Here is a 17464-nt window from a genome sequence, read left to right on the forward strand (position 1 = left end):
CATTTTATTCTCTTTTGATAATATTTAAAAATGTAAAAGGGGATTTTTTATGTTTCTCTTAGACCCATTTTCAGGAATTAGTGGAGATATGTTTTTATCAGCAATGATTGATTTTGTTGATAAACAAGAGCTTATAACTACTATTAAAAAGGTTATTGACGTTGATATTGAGGTAAAAAAAGTCAAAAAATGCCATATATTAGCAAATAAGGTTAATATAATCCCAAAAGATATTGATTATAACGCAGATACATATAAAGACATTAAAAATATCATTAAAAACTCAGATATTCAGAGAGATATTAAGACAACTGCCTTAGATATTTTAAAGATATTGGCTAATGCAGAAAGTAGAGTGCATGATATATCCATAGAGGATGTCCATTTTCATGAAGTTGGGAACTATGATACAATTGCCGATATAGTTGGGGCAGCATATATAATAAATAAGTTAAAGCTAAAAGATAACTGCCTATATAGGCCAATAAATGTTGGTAGTGGTTTTGTAGAGACAGAGCATGGATTACTACCAGTTCCAGCTCCAGCAACGGCTGAGATATTGAAAGGGCTTAAGATATTTTTTTCTGATATAAAAGAGGAATTAACAACACCCACGGGAGCGGCAATTATAAAATACATAAACCCAAAATTAGTTGAGGGAAGTTTTATTATAAAAAATATCTCCTATGGAGCTGGAGATAAAGATTTAGAACTACCAAATGTTTTAAGAGTTTTTAGAATTGAGTATATAAAGATGGAAAAGATAGTTTTATTGGAAACAAATGTTGATGATATTCCAGCAGAGATTTTAGGCTATCTATATGAAGTTTTAGAGGGAAAAGTTAGAGATTTACACTTTATCCCAACATATATGAAAAAGAATCGACCAGCTTATACAGTTAGGGCTATTGTTGATAGGGATAAAGCTAATGAGGTAGCCAAGATTATAATGAGGGAGACTGGCAGTTTAGGAGTTAGAATATTTGATATAGAGAGGATAACTGCAGATAGAGACTTTAAAACTATAAAATTGTTTGATGAATATGTTAAAATAAAAATTGGAAAAATTGATGATGAAATAATCTCAGAAAAACCAGAATTTGAAGATTTGAAGAAGATAGCCAAGAAATATGGCATTCCTCTAAAAGATTTGTATAAGATTACTTTTTCAAAGCAGATAAGATAAAAGACAATCCAAGTAGGATTAGGAATATTGGGAATATATACTCCCATATTATCTCATAGTTTAAGATTATGGCTACTCCAAGAAATATAAAGAATAATCCCAATATTATCGGCCAAAATTGAAAAGATGTTGATTTGTTTGAGTTTTCATCAGTTTTTTCATCTTTATATTTTATAAAGGAGCTTATTATAAATCCAATACCCAAGCCTATTAAACATCCAGCTCCAGTTTCATTGAATATCATTCCAATACCAATTCCCAAAAGTGTGAATCCAACAAATACCTTTCCTCTTATCTTCTTTACTTCAACATAATTCACTGCAGATAACTCAGCCATTTTCTCACCACTTGATATTAATAATAAACACCATCTTAGGATTTAAGAATTGGAAATATTAAGATATATAAATAATCTATGAAGGTTGAGATATAAATAATTTTATGAGGGATTATCATGGTTGTTGAAGTTTTAAGGTTAGGACATAGAGGAGATAGGGATAAAAGGATTTCAACCCATGTAGCTTTAACTGCAAGAGCTTTGGGAGCTGATAGGGTAATTTTTACTACTGAAGATGAGCATGTTGAAAACAGCGTCAAAAAAGTTGTAGAAAGTTGGGGAGGGAATTTTGAATTTGTTGTTGAAAAGCATTGGAAAAAATACATTAGAGAATTTAAAAAGAGGGGGATTGTTGTTCATCTAACAATGTATGGGGCTAATATAAATGAAATAATGCCAGAAATTAAGGAGTTAAGCAAAGATAAGGATATATTGGTTGTTGTTGGAGCTGAAAAAGTGCCAAAGGAAGTTTATGAACTAGCAGATTATAACATATCAGTTGGTAATCAGCCACACTCTGAAGTTGCAGCCTTAGCTATCTTCTTAGATAGATTGTTTGAGGGCAAAACCCTCTATAGAGATTTTGAGAATGCCAAGATAAAGATAGTGCCTTCAAATCATGGAAAAGTAGTTATAAGAGAAAATCAAAAATAAATAATATTAAATTATGTGGAGTGATAGTATGGAAATCCAACTACCAGAGATAGAAGAGATAAAGTTAGAGGATGTTTTGGTAAAGAGGAGGTCAGTTAGAGAGTATAGCTCCTCTCCATTAACTTTGAGGGAGCTATCTCATATCTTATTTGCCGCTTATGGAGTAACTGATGAGAGAGGATTTAAAACTGTCCCCTCTGCTGGAGCTACATATCCATTGGAGATTTATGTAAATGTCAGAGATGTTATTGGAGTTGAGGAGGGGGTTTATAAATATATCCCTGAGAGGCATTCAATAGTTAGGGTTTTAGATGAAGAAGTTGGACATGAATTAGCTTTAGTAGCATTGAGACAGATGTTTATTGCTATAGCTCCAATAGTTTTAATTATAGCTGCCAATTATGAAAGAACAACAAGGATTTATGGGGATAGGGGCTTTAGATATGTTCATATGGAAGTGGGGCATGTTGCTCAAAATGTCTATTTGATGGCTACATCTTTAGGGTTGGGAACCGTATCAGTTGGGGCATTTTACGATGATGAGGTAAGAGAGATTTTGAAGATAAAGGAGCATCCTCTATTGCTGATGCCAGTTGGTAGGAAAATAGATTAAAATGAGGTGGAGGGGATATGATAGACACCCACATACACTCAGATACAAGGGGTTTGGAGGATTTGGAATTAATGGCAATGTGCTTAGATGCAGTTATAACCTTAGCCCATGACCCATTTGAGATGAAAAGCATAAAAGTTTGGGAGGCTCATGTTGAGAAGCTATTGATTAATGAGTTAGAGAGGGCTAAAAAGGTTGGATTGAATTTGTTTATATGTGTTGGAATGCATCCGAGGGCAATTCCTCCAGAGGTTGATGAGGCATTGGATAAAATAAAGAGCTATATAAACTATGATAGGGTTGTTGTTGGAATTGGAGAGATTGGTTTAGAGAAAGCAACAAAGGAAGAAAAAGAGGTTTTTATAAAGCAGTTAATGTTGGCTGAAGAGCTAAATATACCCGCAGTAGTGCATACTCCAAGGAGAAACAAGGAGGAGGTAACTAAAATAATATTAGATGAGATTTCAACTTTGGATTTGAAAAATAGGGATATTGTTATTGAGCACTGCAATAAAGAAACAACAAAATGGGTTTTAGATGAGGAGCTTTATGTTGGGCTAACAGTCCAGCCAGGCAAATTAACTCCATTAGAGGCTGTTGAGATAGTTAAAGAGTTTAAAGACTTTGCTGATAAAATTTTATTAAATAGTGATTGCTCTTCAAATGCTTCTGATGTCTTGGCAGTTCCAAGGACTGTTCTGAAGATGAAGGTTAACGATATTGAGAAAGATGTTATTAATAAAGTAGCTCATCAGAATGCTGTGGAGCTGTTTGGATTGGATATAGAATAAAATTATTTTTGCCCAATAAATATTATTATTTGTTTGTTTAGAGGATTAAAGGAAAAAGATAGAGTTAGGAGGTGGATTATTTAATGTTTGATTTGGAAGATATAAAAGTTTTTAATTAATTAGTGTATTAACATCAATATCATACTGTTTACTTGTAAGTGGAACTAATGTTATGTACACCACAGCATTTTCACTTTTTGGATCTATTATAGGGATTTTTATTGTTTCTACTGTGCTTGGATAAATTAGTAAACCCTCAAACTTGGCATTTTTAAAGACTTCAAATCTTCTAAGATCTAATACATATCCAAGAACCTTGTAAATATTTTCTAATCTGGGCAGTTTAGCATTTTCATCAACTCGAAATTTAACATCGCCAACAACTACCTTTTCAATGTCTTTATTTTCTAAATTTTCTACTAAGATGACAATATCCGGCTTTATTTCTATATTTTCAACGTTACTGATATTAAATGCCCTAATTAAATCACCTAGGTATGTAGAGTCAGTTGAAGGCTTAAACTTCATCTCCCAAATTACATAAACTCGCTTACTATCTTTTTCTAAAATAAATATCATCTTAGTTTTTCTTTTAAACTTATTATTTTTACCAAGTAATATCCCATTTTCAATGATTTCAAATCCATTTGCTCTTAAAGAATGTACAATCCTCCAAATAGCCCATGCCTCATAAATATATGCAAAATTTATAAGAGGATACTCCAAACCTTCCTCAATATTTTCCAACACTGTCTTCGAAAAGACTATTTTGACAATTTCTTTATATATACTAAAGATGAAATTGTAGTAAGGATTTTGCTGAGTTACAAGTTTTTCCTGAATATTAGCTAAGTTTAATGGTGGTTCATAAAAAAATTCCCAAAGATGATATTCATCTAGAAGTTTAATAGCTTTTATTTTTAGGTTTTCTAATTTTTCTTTGAGATCTTTGTCATCAATTACTAGTTTTAACAGTTCAGTCTCTAACACTATATAATAGAGAGACTGAAATACCATAATATTTAGAATAGTGCTGTAATTCATTGAACGCCTATAAAATGTTTGATATGGATTTATAAAAGAAGAATATGAATATTTTAGGCTAAAACCAAATGTAGATTCCTGTTTAATGATCTCCTTATGAATTGGCCCTTGTTGAAATAACAACCTTATATTATGCTCAAGTTTTGATAGATAATGCTCTAAAGCAATGACTATAAATTCAACACTTCGATGTATATCTTTTAAAATAATCTTAAATGCCTTATACGTCTGGATATCTTTATCTCCTTTACAATAAAGGTTATAAAATCCCTAATATCATTTAAAACTCTATGCTTTACAATATCATATCCCTCATCTGGATTGATCTCTTGATTATAAAATAATTTCTTTGGAGTAATCTTTAATATCTCCTCCTTATCTGGAAATTCCAATTTTAAATCTCCAAAGAAGTTTTTAAACGATATTATAATATTTTTTCCTTTGATATAAACTTTATTTGATTTTGTAACTTCAGATAATGGCTGATTATTAACTTTAACATAATCTAAAAGATTTATAGGAAGTGAAAGTTCTTCATCGTCCCAAATATACTTCTTATTCAAAGGCTTGGATTGCATTGTTGATCCTCCTCAATGCATTGATTGCACGTTCAAGGTTGTGTTCTTCAAGAACTTTCTTAACTTTCATATAGTTTATGTCATTTTCAAAGAATGGCAATATTATGTTGATAACAGCATTTTCAATGGCTTCATCTTTACTATATAAAGTTCATAGAGAACAGCAATAATTCTTTTAAAATCCCAATACCTAATTCTTTTATACTGTTAATTTCAGAGAATATTGCGAATAATTCTCTTGCAATATCTACTCTACTTAGGTCATATCCAATAATATCTAAGAATTCCTCGAAATTGTTCTCTATCCATTTAATAATTTCTGGAGTGGTAGTTATTTCAATAAACCTAAACCTTCTCCTCAATGCATCTCCAAGCTTAAAAAGAAACGTCTTATCATAAATGTTTAATGTCCCTATTATTCTAAAGAAATCCAAATTCTCAATAAATTCTTCACTATTAACTTTCAAATCCGTTTCTTTTTCTATTATATTGACTATCGTTTGGGCATCTTGTATTCTATGTTCTCTCTCCAAATATGTAAAGAAAATTCCAAGAGCGGTATCTATTTGAGTTCTATTAATTTCGTCCAAAATTAAAACTTTCTTTTCCATAATGGCATTAATCAAATATCTAGGTTCTTTTTTATAAACTAACCTCCCACTGTCGTCTGTTTGTGGGATGACTCTAGCGATTAAGTCGAAGTAGTCAGTACCTCCATGAACAGTATATAGCAAATATCCGTTGCCGTTATTTTGAGCTGAATATCTCTCAGCAAGGATTTTTGATAATACAGTCTTACCACTTCCTGGAGGTCCATAAAATAGGATATTTTTACCACGGTTCATTTCAGATAATGCTATTTCCAGTTCTTTTTTGTAAATTCTTTCAATGAAAGTTAGATATTTGTTTTCATATGTTTTAAATGTACGATTTTTTGGTTCATACTTTTTTAAGAATTCTTCATATGATCCATACTTTATTTTAATTCGCTCTACCTTTTCAGGATCTATTGGACTAAGTCCTTGTGGAATAAAATTCAATTTATAGCAATGCTCTAAATTAAAATCTAAAAGAGGGAGTTCTAACACTCTAGGTTTATCAAGAAAGTACATTAACTCCCAAGTATTGCCCTTTTTATCAGTCCCCCACAAAAATTCTGCCAAAGATTTATCTCTAATTTTATACACTACCTTTGCCCAGTATCCAAATTTTTTACCCTTAACATAAAATAAACATATATCCCCTTTTTGCATTTGAGTCCAATTTGACTCATTGTTTTTTCCTGGAACAGCCCCCCATAAATAATATTCTCCTTTTTCATTGATTGAAAGCAGTATTTTCTCAAGATCATCTTTAGCTATGTTTTTTCCACTCTCATCTACTGGATTTCCTAAATTATTGATTATTTCTTCAAGTTTTACAGGATTCTTTATAGTTCTTTCTAAATGCTTAGTTGGTTCATCTCCAGCAGCTGCCACTATCCATACTTTCATTTTATCATCCTCTTTTAATCTGCAAAATTTTATAAGTATCCTAAATTTATATATTTATTGATCTGGTAGGAATTATGGGTCGCATATTGTTATTGCTTTTTTGCTTACTTTTTCACAGGTTTTTATTGCCCAATTTTAATACACAAATATAACAAAATTCAACTAAACAATAATATATCCAGCATAACTTTCAATGCTACTTCAAAATAGAAATAGGAGCTAAAAGAGATATATCAATTAAAGGATTATTTAGTTCCCAAACAATTAGAAAATCATCTTACGAAAAAAATTATACTTAATTCATAAAAATATGAGATATTTAGAATATCAACTGTGCAGTAATTAAAACCTATTTTTTATACTTGCATCAAGCTCATCCAAGGAATAGACATTCAGTTCTCCAGTTTTCACGGCCTCTATTGCCTTAACTGCAGCTTTAGCTCCTGGAATTGTGGTTATATATGGAATCCCTAAATCTACTGCTGCCCTTCTTATATAATACCCATCTGACTTTGCCTTCTTTCCAGAGGAGGTATTTATTATCAGATGTATCTTTCCATCCCTCATTAACTTTAAGATATTGTCATTAGGGCTTTCAGATATCTTTTTAACAAGTATTGCTGGAATGCCATTATCTCTCAACACTTTGGCAGTCCCTTCTGTTGCATATATTGTAAATCCGAGCTCATGCAGTTTTTTAGCAACCTCTACAACTTGCTTTTTATCCCTATCCCTAACACTTATAAACACATTTCCAATAATTGGCAATTCCATATTTGCAGATAATTGGGCTTTATAGTATGCCCTACCAAAGTCCTTATCTATTCCAATTGCCTCTCCAGTAGATTTCATCTCTGGGCCTAAAACTGGGTCAACACCAGGCAGTTTTTGGAATGGGAACACTGCCTCTTTAATTGATACATACTTTGGTTTAGCTATCCAAACCTTTTCAGCAACTTTCTCAACATCATAATTTTTAATTAACTCCTCCAACTTCTTACCAAGCATAATCTTTGTAGCTAACTTAGCCAATGGTATTCCTACCGATTTACTAACATATGGGACAGTTCTTGAAGCTCTTGGGTTAGCCTCTAAAACATAAACTACTCCATCCTTAACTGCATACTGCACATTTAAAAGCCCTACAATATTTAAAGCCCTTGCTAATTTTGCTGTGTAGTCAATTACAGTATCAATTATCTCTTTAGGCAGTGTTTGAGGAGGAATTACTGTCGCTGAATCTCCACTATGCACTCCAGCCTCTTCAATATGCTCCATTATAGCTCCAATTAAAACACTCTCTCCATCACAAACAGCATCGACATCTAACTCAACAGCATCCTCTAAGAATTTATCAATTAATACAGGATGTTCCTCTGAAACTCTAACAGCTTCTTCCATATATTCAATTAATTCATCCTCACTATAAACTATTTGCATCGCCCTTCCTCCTAAAACATAGGAAGGTCTAACTAAAACAGGATAGCCAATTCTTTTAGCTATCTCTAAAGCCTCTTCCTTTGTAAATGCAGTCCCCCCCTCTGCTTGTGGGATATTTAACTTCTTCAAAAGCTTTGAAAACTCTTCCCTATCTTCAGCAACGTTTATATTTTCTGGAGTGGTCCCTAAGATATTAACTCCTGCCTTTTTTAACTTCATAGCTAAGTTTATTGCTGTTTGCCCACCAAATTGAACTATAACTCCTAAGAGCTCTCCTTTCTCTTTCTCTCTTTCAGCTATATTTAATACATCCTCAAAGGTTATTGGTTCAAAGTATAGTTTATCTGAGGTATCATAGTCAGTTGAAACTGTCTCTGGGTTGTTGTTTATGATTATAGCCTCAATTCCCATTTCTTTTAAAGCTAAGACAGCATGAACACTTGAGTAGTCAAACTCTATACCTTGTCCAATCCTTATTGGCCCTGAACCAATAATAATAACTTTCTTTCTATCTGAGGGGTTGCTTTCATCTTGCTCCTTATAAACATAGGTTTCATAGGCTGAGTAATAGTATGGAGTTTTAGCTTCAAACTCAGCAGCACATGTATCTACCATTTTATATAACGGGATTATGTTTAGCTTTTTCCTTAACTCTCTAACTTCCATCTCATCCATTCCCAATAAATGAGCTATCTGCTTATCAGAGAATCCCATTTTTTTAGCCTTTAATAATATTTCCTTTAATTTTTCCATGTTTTCCATATAACCACCATTTTAGGGATAATTTTTATTAAATTAAATTTTTAATTTTATTCCTCTTTAGCCCTCTTTAATGCCAAGAGTCCATTAATTATGCACACAACTCCAACTAAGGTAACCAACAACCTACCGGTTATTAAAGCAAATAATGTCAATGCTACAAGTATGAGATTCATTATGATTATTAGTCTTATTTTTGTCTCTTTTTTCATAATATCCCTTTTTTGAATTAGGCAATTTTTGCTTTATCTAAGTTTTTAATCTCCTTTAAAATGTTACCAATTACTTTTTCACCAGCATTCCATAGTTCTATACCAATTATGTTTCCATCTTTATCATACTCTATCCAAACGTCTTCATCAATCTCATCAGTATCACTAACATCTCCCTCTTTAATTAAAATATAGAGAATATCTGATTTTGGGTCATATCTAATCTTCATAATCTAATCCACCTCGCATTATTTACTCTATTTGAAACAATCTTTTCTAAACTTTTACTTGTATCTATAACTGTAACAACTTCAACACCTTCCCTAACTCTATCGTAGGCAATTATTAAATAATGCCCTTCTTTTTTCTCCCTTTCTCCAATTGCTATCAAATGTCTATTTCTTATATCATAAAATTTCATCTTAGGATTCTTTATTATATTAACGACTTCATTAAGTTCAATATTTCTTTCTTTTAACCTTAATTTTGCATGTTCGGTTAGATAAATCTCCATTCTTCCAGCCAATTCTAAGTTTATAGTTTTTCTGCTTTAATGCTTAGCTTATAAATATCTAACTCCTCATCTTCTTTTAATTTTTCAAGCTCTTTCTTCATATCAACAATATTCTTAATCTTCTTAATGAAGAATTCATCAATATCCGTTAGCTCAACTATTTTTTCAACACTCCATCCTTTTTCTAATGCCTTAGCAATAACAAAAATCCTCTCATCTGTTGGATTTTTCAATATCTCTTCTATCTCTTCATCACTGTAATCTTTATCCTTTCCATCTCCAATTAAACCAAATCTTCCAATGTCCAAACTTCTAATTGCCTTTTGTAAAGCTTCTTCAAAACTCCTACCTATAGCCATAACCTCTCCAGTAGATTTCATACTTGTTCCTAATCTCTTATCAACTGTCTTAAACTTATCAAACGGCCATCTTGGGATTTTTACAACAACATAATCCAAAGTTGGTTCAAAGCTTGCTGGTGTCTCCTTTGTGACATCGTTTAATATCTCATCCAATGTTTTACCAATAGCTATTTTAGCTGCTATCCTTGCTATTGGGTAGCCAGTAGCTTTACTTGCTAAAGCAGAACTTCTTGAAACTCTTGGATTTACCTCTATAACTCTATACTCAGTCATTTCCTTATTTACAGCAAATTGTATATTACAACCTCCCTCAATTCCTAAATGCCTTATAATCTTTATAGCCGCATTTCTTAGCTTTTGATAAAACTCATCTGGCAATGTTTGGATAGGAGAGACAACAATACTCTCTCCAGTGTGTATCCCCATTGGGTCTATGTTTTCCATACCACAGACAATTATACATGTATCTTTTCTATCCCTCATAACCTCAAGCTCAAACTCCTTCCATCCTAAGACGCTCTCATCAATCAAAACTTGGTGGATTATAGAGTATTTTAAACCCTTTGAAGCAATATCCATTAACTCCTCTTTGTTGTGGGCAATTCCCCCTCCAGTTCCTCCTAAGGTAAATGCTGGTCTTACAATAACTGGATATCCAATCTCTTCAGCAAACTCTATTGCCTCATCAACAGAATTAACTGCCTTACACTTTGTAACTGGCTCATTAATTTCAGCCATTGCCTCAGCAAAAAGCTCTCTATCCTCTGCTATCTCAATTGTCTTTATATTTGAACCAAGGAGTTTTATCCCATATTTGTCTAAAATCCCTCTTCTATGCAACTCTAAAGCTAAGTTAAGCCCTGTCTGCCCACCCATTGTTGGTAAAATAGCATCTGGTCTCTCTTTCTCAATAATCTTTTCAACAATTGTTGGATGTAACGGCTCTAAATAAACCTTATCTGCCATATCTGTATCTGTTTGGATAGTAGCTGGGTTAGAATTAACTAAAATAGTATAAATTCCCTCTTCCTTCAAAGCTTTACATGCCTGAGAACCTGAAAAATCGAACTCTGCTGCCTGTCCAATAACTATCGGCCCAGAACCAAAAACCATTACCTTTTCAATAGTTTCCATCAATATCCACCACAATAATATTTTACAATATTTATATATTTGACTATTATTATTCAGATTATCTTAATATTGAGGATGAGCTTTTAAAATTGCATAACTATATTTATGTTACTTAACTTTAAGTATCCTTTCCATAATAATCAGTTAAGGTTTTTAAACTTAATGGTGCATGAATGGTGAAAACATGGAAGAGAAGATTTTGGCTATTGCATTAAGAAATGCTATCAAATATAATGGAAAGGCAAATCCAAAGGCAGTTTTAGGGATATTTTTGTCAGAAAATCCAGAATATAGGAGTAAAGCTAAAGAAATACTGCCAATTGTGGAGAAGGTCGTTGAAGATGTTAATAAACTACCACTGGATGAGATAAAGAAAAAACTAGAGGAGTTAGGAGAAGATGCTAAAAAGAAAGAAAAAAAGGAGAGAGATTTAGAATTACCAAACGTTAAAGATAAGGTGGTTATGAGATTTGCTCCTAATCCATCTGGCCCTTTACACATAGGACATGCAAGAGCTGCAGTTCTAAACGACTACTTTGTTAAAAAATATGGTGGAAAGTTAATTTTAAGATTAGAGGATACAGACCCAAAGAGAGTTCTGCCAGAAGCTTATGATATGATTAAAGAAGATTTGGATTGGCTGGGGGTTAAAGTTGATGAAGTAGTTATACAATCAGATAGGATAGAGCTTTATTATGAATATGGTAGAAAATTAATTGAGATGGGAAAAGCCTATGTTTGTGATTGTAATCCAGAAGAGTTTAGAGAATTGAGAAATAAAGGAATTCCATGTAAGTGTAGGGAGAGAGCTGTTGAAGATAACTTAGAGCTTTGGGAAAAAATGCTAAATGGAGAGCTTGAAAATGTAGCTGTAAGATTAAAAACAGATATAAAGCACAAAAACCCATCAATCAGAGATTTTCCAATATTTAGAATTGAAAAAACACCTCACCCAAGAACTGGAGATAAATACTGTGTATATCCTTTAATGAACTTCTCAGTGCCAGTTGATGATTATTTATTAGGAATGACCCACGTTTTGAGAGGAAAAGACCACATTGTAAATACTGAAAAGCAAGCTTATATTTACAAATATTTTGGCTGGGAAATGCCAGAATTCATTCACTATGGAATTTTAAAGATAGAGGATATTGTTTTAAGCACCTCAGCTATGTATAAAGGAATTAAAGAAGGGCTTTATAGTGGATGGGACGATGTTAGGTTAGGTACTTTGAGAGCTTTAAGAAGAAGGGGGATTAAACCAGAGGCAATATATGAAATAATGAAGAGGATAGGAATTAAACAAGCAGATGTTAAATTTTCTTGGGAGAATTTATATGCCATAAATAAAGAGCTTATAGATAAAGACGCAAGAAGATTTTTCTTTGTCTGGAATCCAAAGAAGCTTGTTATTGAAGGAGCTGATAAAAAAGTTTTAAAGCTTAGAATGCATCCAGATAGACCAGAGTTTGGTGAAAGAGAGTTAATATTTGACGGAGAAGTTTATGTTGTTGGAGATGAGTTAGAGGAAAACAAGATGTATAGATTGATGGAGCTATTTAATATAGTTGTTGAGAAGGTTGATGACATTGCATTAGCTAAGTATCACTCAGATGACTTTAAAATAGCAAGGAAAAATAAAGCCAAAATTATACACTGGATTCCTGTAAAAGATAGTGTAAAGGTTAAAGTTTTAATGCCTAATGGAGAGATAAAGGAAGGCTTTGCTGAAAAGGACTTTAAAATGGTAGAGGTTGATGATATTATTCAGTTTGAGAGATTCGGGTTTGTAAGAATTGACAAAAAAGATGATGAGATAGTTTGTTGCTATGCACATAGATAAATAAATCTTTTATTTTTTAGATTTTAATTTCCTCATCTCTTTAATTTTTTTAGCTAATAATTCTCCATTTTCTTCATCTTCAACTTTTTTGACCCTTTTTATCTTATCCTCTTCTTCCCATTTTTTTCCAGTGTATCTCTTGGCTATAACATAAACCTCAGCACTTTCTTTTCTTGAAGCTTGAGGCTTTGTAATATAAACCTTCTCAAAGTATTTTTTAACTAAATTTACATAGTCATCTATCATATCTCCATAAAATACCTTAGCTACAAAATTTCCTCTCTCTTTTAGCATCTCAGTAGCTATTTGTAAGGCGGTAGTTACCAAGTCTATTGAACGAGCGTGGTCTATATCCCAATAACCACTTATATTTGGGGATGCATCACTTATAACCACATCCACCTTTTTTTCTTCGTTTGGAATTAGCTCTCTAATTTTATTTAAGCTCTCTTCCAAAGTAAAATCTCCTTTTATTGCAACTACATTATCATATTCAAACGGCTTAACTGGCTGTAAGTCAATGCCAATAATAAAACCCTTATCTCCTACAATCTCTCTCGCCACTTGCATCCATCCGCCCGGAGCACAACCTAAATCTAAAACTATCTTTCCAGGTTTAATAACATTAAACTTTTCATTTAACTGCATGAGTTTAAAAGATGCCCTTGAACGATATTTAAGTTTTTTAGCTAATTTGTAATAAAAATCCTTCTTTCTCTGCAAAATCCATCTTTTATCTTTTCTACCCATAGTTTCACCACAAATTTTAAAAATGTTAAACGTAATTTTTAAAGAAATGATTGTAATAAAACAAACCTTAAGAAAAGCTGATTCTTATGAGTTTGGGTAAGGATAGCATTTACATATTACTGTCAAATATATACTCAAAGGGAATGGCATATCTATTTTATTTTATAACTGCATTTTTGTTAGGAACTGAGGCATTTGGAATTTTAAAAGGTTTAATGCCAATAGTTGATACTCTAACAATATTTTTCTCTTCTGGCATTCCTCCAGCTATAGCAAAATTTTTAGCTGAAGAAAAAGAAGCAAATATTAACAAATATATCCCAATATTATATTTAATGATTTTGTTTTCAATTTTTGGGTTTATTCTAACCCCCTATGTAAAATATATATTAGGAGGGCATTATTTAAATTTAGATAACTCTTTATACTTAGCAATTGGGTTTTGTGTTGTAGCTTCAACATTAATTGCCTTTTCGAGAGGAATACTACAAGGATTGTTAAAGATTAAATATCTATCACTTACATGGATTGTTGAATATACAGTAAAGGTTATCTTAGTTTTTATTTTGACTTTATATTTTGGAATTTTTGGCTCTTTATTATCAATATCCTTATCTTATTTAATAGCAGGGATTTTTGGAGTTTATTTGATTTATAAGGCATTAAAAGGGAAATTCGATTTTAAAAAATTAATTGACATAAAAGATATAACAAAAAACATCTTTTCAAACTTTAACTTAGATATTTTAAAATACTCAGTCCCTATTGCTTTAACTTCATCATCCTACAGATTATTTGGAGATATTGATAACATTGTTATAATGTCTATTATGGGAGGATTTTGGAGTGGGATTTATGGCTATTCCTCCTTAATTTCAAGAGGAATATTTATGTTTGCTTCGGCTGTTAGCATCCCCCTCCTTCCAAGAATATCTAAGACAAAGGATTTAAGCTTATTAAAAGAAGGAATCATCCAAAATACTATCTTTTCATCAATTTTTGTTTTGGGTTGTTTGTTTTTCCCTGAAATTCCATTGATAGCATTTTTTAAAATAGCTAATCCAGAAGGAATTTTATGCCTAAGAATTTTAGCAATCTCTTCTTTATTTATGAGCTACTATACTTTAATATCCTCTGCCCTTCAAGGTTTGGGATATGCAAAAATTTCTTTCTACATAATTCTATTTGGGTTGGTGTTAAACATTGTTTTAAATTTAATTTTGGTAAATGCTTATGGAATCGTTGGAGGTAGCTTAGCCACTTTAATAACATCAATAACTGTCTTCTTAATTGGTGTTTTTGCTATTTTAAGAATAAAAAAGCATAAATAATTATTTAATTAGCTGATACTTATACTTTCCATTTAAAAGCTCAACTTTCAATCCTAATTTTGCTGGAATAACCTCTATGCCTGTATTTTGGGAAATGTATTCTGCCTCTATTTGAGGATTTGTCATCTTAACTCCCATGTGGTTCATTATCAATAACTCTGGCTTTTTACTCATTGAGTTTATTAAATCAATGGCATCATTAGAGCAGAGATGCCCTTTAATTCTCTCATTTTTCTTTCTAACAATATTTGCTATTAAAATCCTAACACCATCAAAGTCTTCAATCAATTCAGGTATTAATTCAGTGTCTGATGTATAACCAATATCCCCGTAAATTGTTGATAATCTAAATCCAATACCAAATGGGTCTCCATGTTTTGTATGCGTTGCCTTTAAAGTTGTGTCATATAGCTCTACTTCATCTTTAGGGTATAAAACTTGAACTTTTTCAAGCTTAGATTGATGGTATTTTGATACAACATGTTCATACTCTCCAAAACCCTCAACAACTGATAAACTACCTAAAAAAACTCCTCGCTTTTTTGTCATTCCCTGAGTTATAGCTTCAACAATAATCTCTCCATCAGTATAGTGGTCTGGATGGCAGTGGGATATAAATAAAGCGTTAGTTCTCCATGGAGATATCTTTAATTCATTTAATCTTACTATTGCTCCCGGCCCTGGGTCTACATGCATTCTAAGCTCGTTAGTATGTATTCTAAACCCTCCTGTTGCCTTTTTTTGTGTTATTGTTGCCCATCTTCCACCACCACATCCTAAAAAAATAATCTCCACCCTCAAAATACCACATCTCCTTTTTTGTGTTTTTGAACTGTAAAATTATTATATCCAGCTAATTATTAATCTTTTACTTTACCTCCTTACATTCTACTTTGTACGTTCCATTTACAGATAGTTTTATATAGGGATAGGTTATAACCATTGTCGCAAATTCCTTTGGAGGAATAACTTTATAATAAACTGTAATTCCGTGATTAGCTTCTGTTATATTTACTATCTCTATTTTATATCCAGCGGTTGGCATTTCACCCAAGTTTATGACTATTACAGTTTTATTCCCTTCATAGTAATAATAATATCCCCTATTTTTCTCTCCAAAAGCACCATAGGCAATTATTTCATAATTTAATGTTTTTGAGAGATTGGTTTTATTATTGGGTTTATTATTTGTATTATTGTTAGTGTTTTGGATGCTTTGATTTTTAGAAGTATTTAAGTTGGCATATAGGTTATTTTTTGTATTGGAATGTTCTGTTTTATTTTTTTCAGAGATATTTTTTTCAAAAGAGACACAGCCACACAAAGTTATAGAACAAAAAATAACCATAAACAGAAATAATATAATCATATTCTTTTTCATTTTCCAAACCTCCGCTGTCTTCTCTGATACTCCCTAACCGCTCTTAGAAAATCCACTCTCCTAAATAACGGCCAGTATATATCACAAAAATACAACTCTGAATAAGAACTCTGCCAAATTAAAAAATTGCTAATTCTCTCCTCCCCAGAAGTTCTAATAATCAAATCAGGATTTGGAAATGGCAAATCTGCAGTGTATAAATGCTTATCTATCAGCTCTTTATCAATATCTTCTGGCTTTATTTCCCCTCTTTTAACCTTTTCAGCTATCTTTTTTACAGCATCTATTATCTCTTGCTGTCCTCCATAGGCAATAGCTACATTAACAAAAAATTTATTGTAGTTTTTTGTCCTCTCTTCAGCGTATTTTATCGCTTTTTGAACATTTTTTGGTAATAGGTGGATTCTTCCAATGGCTCTAACTCTAACTTCATATTCATGAATCTCCTCATCATCCGCAATTTCATAAAACTTTTTTTCAAACAATTCCATTAATTTATCAACTTCTTCTCTTGGACGTTTAAAATTTTCAGTAGAAAAGGCGTATAAAGTTACAACCTTTATTCCCAAGTCCCTTGCCCATCTTAAAACATCTCTAACCTTTTCAGCTCCTAAGTAATGGCCATAATATCTGTCTCTTCCATAAATTTCAGCAGCTCTTCTATTTCCATCCATTATTATAGCTACATGTTTTGGTAGATTGTTTTTGTCAATTGATTCCTCTAAGATTTTCTCGTAAATTTTTAAAGCTCCAGAATTGTCTAAAAATCTATAAAAATCAATTATTGCTCTTTTTCCAATACTCTTTAATTTGTTTTTTATATTATCCAAAATCCCCACCTGCTAAAAATTTAACAGCATTGATAAGCATAGGGCTTCGCCCTATTGCTATGAAACTTTAATAAAGTCTCATCAAAAACTGACACCTCCTCGCTTACGCTCGGAGGTGTAAATTAAGCAAATTTGGGGTATACCCACAGGACTTTCACAGTTTTTAGATTATTAAGGAATTTAGATGCCAATGGCATCAATATTCAATAAGA

The 17464-nt window shown here is 32.0% G+C and carries 19 protein-coding genes; 6 read left to right on the forward strand and 13 right to left on the reverse strand.

The window, feature by feature from the left end; all coding sequences use genetic code 11:
• Positions 1-49: 49 nt before the first annotated feature.
• Positions 50-1186, forward strand: a complete 1137-nt coding sequence (gene larC / locus MFS40622_RS02680; RefSeq protein ID WP_012980140.1) for a nickel pincer cofactor biosynthesis protein LarC — start codon at positions 50-52, stop codon at positions 1184-1186.
• Here the strand turns inward: larC and MFS40622_RS02685 are convergent.
• A complete protein-coding gene (locus MFS40622_RS02685) occupies positions 1161-1523 on the reverse strand; it encodes a hypothetical protein (RefSeq protein ID WP_012980141.1) in 363 nt (120 codons plus the stop codon). The genes larC and MFS40622_RS02685 overlap by 26 nt on opposite strands.
• Before the next feature lie 117 nt (positions 1524-1640).
• Here MFS40622_RS02685 and MFS40622_RS02690 point away from each other — a divergent pair, with 117 nt between their 5' ends.
• Genes MFS40622_RS02690 through MFS40622_RS02700 form a run of 3 tightly spaced genes read left to right on the forward strand, consistent with a single transcriptional unit; the run spans position 1641 to position 3581 of the window.
• Entirely contained in the window at positions 1641-2177 is a 537-nt protein-coding gene (locus tag MFS40622_RS02690; RefSeq protein WP_012980142.1) for a tRNA (cytidine(56)-2'-O)-methyltransferase, read from the forward strand.
• 28 nt (positions 2178-2205) lie between these two features.
• Positions 2206-2790, forward strand: a complete 585-nt coding sequence (locus tag MFS40622_RS02695; RefSeq protein WP_012980143.1) for a SagB/ThcOx family dehydrogenase — start codon at positions 2206-2208, stop codon at positions 2788-2790.
• Positions 2791-2807: 17 nt separating this feature from the next.
• Positions 2808-3581 (forward strand): TatD family hydrolase, encoded by a 774-nt coding sequence (locus MFS40622_RS02700; RefSeq protein ID WP_012980144.1) that lies wholly within the window; start codon positions 2808-2810, stop codon positions 3579-3581.
• Positions 3582-3692: 111 nt separating this feature from the next.
• Here the strand turns inward: MFS40622_RS02700 and MFS40622_RS02705 are convergent, their stop codons facing one another.
• From MFS40622_RS02705 to carB (MFS40622_RS02740), 8 genes are all read right to left on the reverse strand, one after another.
• Positions 3693-4625 carry a nuclease domain-containing protein gene (locus tag MFS40622_RS02705; protein WP_012980145.1) on the reverse strand — a complete coding sequence of 311 codons (933 nt, stop codon included), beginning with the start codon at positions 4623-4625 and terminating at the stop codon, positions 3693-3695.
• Positions 4626-4825: 200 nt separating this feature from the next.
• Positions 4826-5203, reverse strand: coding sequence for a hypothetical protein (locus tag MFS40622_RS02710; protein ID WP_012980146.1), 378 nt, complete (start codon positions 5201-5203; stop codon positions 4826-4828).
• Between the two features lie 140 nt (positions 5204-5343).
• Positions 5344-6696 (reverse strand): AAA family ATPase, encoded by a 1353-nt coding sequence (locus MFS40622_RS02715; RefSeq protein WP_012980147.1) that lies wholly within the window; start codon positions 6694-6696, stop codon positions 5344-5346.
• Positions 6697-7038: 342 nt separating this feature from the next.
• Positions 7039-8898, reverse strand: a complete 1860-nt coding sequence (gene carB / locus MFS40622_RS02720) for a carbamoyl-phosphate synthase large subunit (protein ID WP_012980148.1) — start codon at positions 8896-8898, stop codon at positions 7039-7041.
• Between the two features lie 47 nt (positions 8899-8945).
• A complete protein-coding gene (locus tag MFS40622_RS02725) occupies positions 8946-9107 on the reverse strand; it encodes a hypothetical protein (RefSeq protein ID WP_012980149.1) in 162 nt (53 codons plus the stop codon).
• A 17-nt stretch (positions 9108-9124) separates the two neighbouring features.
• A complete protein-coding gene (locus MFS40622_RS02730; protein ID WP_012980150.1) occupies positions 9125-9337 on the reverse strand; it encodes a DUF2283 domain-containing protein in 213 nt (70 codons plus the stop codon).
• Positions 9334-9621 carry a DUF4258 domain-containing protein gene (locus MFS40622_RS02735; protein ID WP_012980151.1) on the reverse strand — a complete coding sequence of 96 codons (288 nt, stop codon included), beginning with the start codon at positions 9619-9621 and terminating at the stop codon, positions 9334-9336. Before MFS40622_RS02735 ends, MFS40622_RS02730 begins: the two co-directional genes overlap by 4 nt.
• Positions 9622-9641: 20 nt before the next feature.
• The gene (carB, locus tag MFS40622_RS02740; protein ID WP_012980152.1) at positions 9642-11117 is read right to left on the reverse strand and encodes a carbamoyl-phosphate synthase large subunit; all 1476 of its coding nucleotides are present in this window, start codon (positions 11115-11117) and stop codon (positions 9642-9644) included.
• Positions 11118-11301: 184 nt separating this feature from the next.
• Here carB (MFS40622_RS02740) and gltX point away from each other — a divergent pair, with 184 nt between their 5' ends.
• A complete protein-coding gene (gene gltX / locus MFS40622_RS02745) occupies positions 11302-12960 on the forward strand; it encodes a glutamate--tRNA ligase (RefSeq protein WP_048197424.1) in 1659 nt (552 codons plus the stop codon).
• Positions 12961-12969: 9 nt separating this feature from the next.
• Here gltX and rrmJ read toward each other — a convergent pair whose 3' ends face one another.
• The gene (gene rrmJ, locus MFS40622_RS02750) at positions 12970-13710 is read right to left on the reverse strand and encodes a 23S rRNA (uridine(2552)-2'-O)-methyltransferase (protein ID WP_012980154.1); all 741 of its coding nucleotides are present in this window, start codon (positions 13708-13710) and stop codon (positions 12970-12972) included.
• Between the two features lie 86 nt (positions 13711-13796).
• On the opposite strand from rrmJ, the gene MFS40622_RS02755 reads away from it, so the two are divergent.
• Positions 13797-15041 carry a flippase gene (locus MFS40622_RS02755; RefSeq protein ID WP_012980155.1) on the forward strand — a complete coding sequence of 415 codons (1245 nt, stop codon included), beginning with the start codon at positions 13797-13799 and terminating at the stop codon, positions 15039-15041.
• On the opposite strand, the gene MFS40622_RS02760 is transcribed toward MFS40622_RS02755, so the two are convergent.
• The 3 genes from MFS40622_RS02760 to uppS form a co-directional block, all read right to left on the reverse strand.
• Positions 15042-15842: an MBL fold metallo-hydrolase gene (locus MFS40622_RS02760; RefSeq protein ID WP_012980156.1), complete on the reverse strand. Its 801-nt coding sequence runs from the start codon at positions 15840-15842 to the stop codon at positions 15042-15044.
• A gap of 67 nt (positions 15843-15909) precedes the next feature.
• A complete protein-coding gene (locus MFS40622_RS02765; protein ID WP_012980157.1) occupies positions 15910-16422 on the reverse strand; it encodes a protease complex subunit PrcB family protein in 513 nt (170 codons plus the stop codon).
• Positions 16419-17252 carry a polyprenyl diphosphate synthase gene (gene uppS / locus MFS40622_RS02770; RefSeq protein WP_012980158.1) on the reverse strand — a complete coding sequence of 278 codons (834 nt, stop codon included), beginning with the start codon at positions 17250-17252 and terminating at the stop codon, positions 16419-16421. Before uppS ends, MFS40622_RS02765 begins: the two co-directional genes overlap by 4 nt.
• Positions 17253-17464 lie beyond the last annotated feature (212 nt).

The organism is Methanocaldococcus sp. FS406-22, assembly GCF_000025525.1.
In the GTDB taxonomy this organism is placed as follows: domain Archaea; phylum AGJL01; class Methanococci; order Methanococcales; family Methanocaldococcaceae; genus Methanocaldococcus.

Bases quoted from the DNA above. Each gene is read 5' to 3' on its own strand.
- MFS40622_RS02700 (WP_012980144.1), top strand. From the start codon at position 2,808: ATGATAGACACCCACATACACTCAGATACAAGGGGTTTGGAGGATTTG.
- MFS40622_RS02755 (WP_012980155.1), top strand. From the start codon at position 13,797: ATGAGTTTGGGTAAGGATAGCATTTACATATTACTGTCAAATATATAC.
- MFS40622_RS02690 (WP_012980142.1), top strand. From the start codon at position 1,641: ATGGTTGTTGAAGTTTTAAGGTTAGGACATAGAGGAGATAGGGATAAA.
- MFS40622_RS02765 (WP_012980157.1), bottom strand. From the start codon at position 16,422: ATGAAAAAGAATATGATTATATTATTTCTGTTTATGGTTATTTTTTGT.
- MFS40622_RS02685 (WP_012980141.1), bottom strand. From the start codon at position 1,523: ATGGCTGAGTTATCTGCAGTGAATTATGTTGAAGTAAAGAAGATAAGA.
- carB (WP_012980152.1), bottom strand. From the start codon at position 11,117: ATGGAAACTATTGAAAAGGTAATGGTTTTTGGTTCTGGGCCGATAGTT.
- MFS40622_RS02735 (WP_012980151.1), bottom strand. From the start codon at position 9,621: ATGGAGATTTATCTAACCGAACATGCAAAATTAAGGTTAAAAGAAAGA.
- gltX (WP_048197424.1), top strand. From the start codon at position 11,302: ATGGAAGAGAAGATTTTGGCTATTGCATTAAGAAATGCTATCAAATAT.
- MFS40622_RS02695 (WP_012980143.1), top strand. From the start codon at position 2,206: ATGGAAATCCAACTACCAGAGATAGAAGAGATAAAGTTAGAGGATGTT.
- MFS40622_RS02710 (WP_012980146.1), bottom strand. From the start codon at position 5,203: ATGCAATCCAAGCCTTTGAATAAGAAGTATATTTGGGACGATGAAGAA.
- MFS40622_RS02715 (WP_012980147.1), bottom strand. From the start codon at position 6,696: ATGAAAGTATGGATAGTGGCAGCTGCTGGAGATGAACCAACTAAGCAT.
- larC (WP_012980140.1), top strand. From the start codon at position 50: ATGTTTCTCTTAGACCCATTTTCAGGAATTAGTGGAGATATGTTTTTA.
- MFS40622_RS02730 (WP_012980150.1), bottom strand. From the start codon at position 9,337: ATGAAGATTAGATATGACCCAAAATCAGATATTCTCTATATTTTAATT.
- MFS40622_RS02725 (WP_012980149.1), bottom strand. From the start codon at position 9,107: ATGAAAAAAGAGACAAAAATAAGACTAATAATCATAATGAATCTCATA.
- rrmJ (WP_012980154.1), bottom strand. From the start codon at position 13,710: ATGGGTAGAAAAGATAAAAGATGGATTTTGCAGAGAAAGAAGGATTTT.
- MFS40622_RS02705 (WP_012980145.1), bottom strand. From the start codon at position 4,625: ATGAATTACAGCACTATTCTAAATATTATGGTATTTCAGTCTCTCTAT.
- carB (WP_012980148.1), bottom strand. From the start codon at position 8,898: ATGGAAAACATGGAAAAATTAAAGGAAATATTATTAAAGGCTAAAAAA.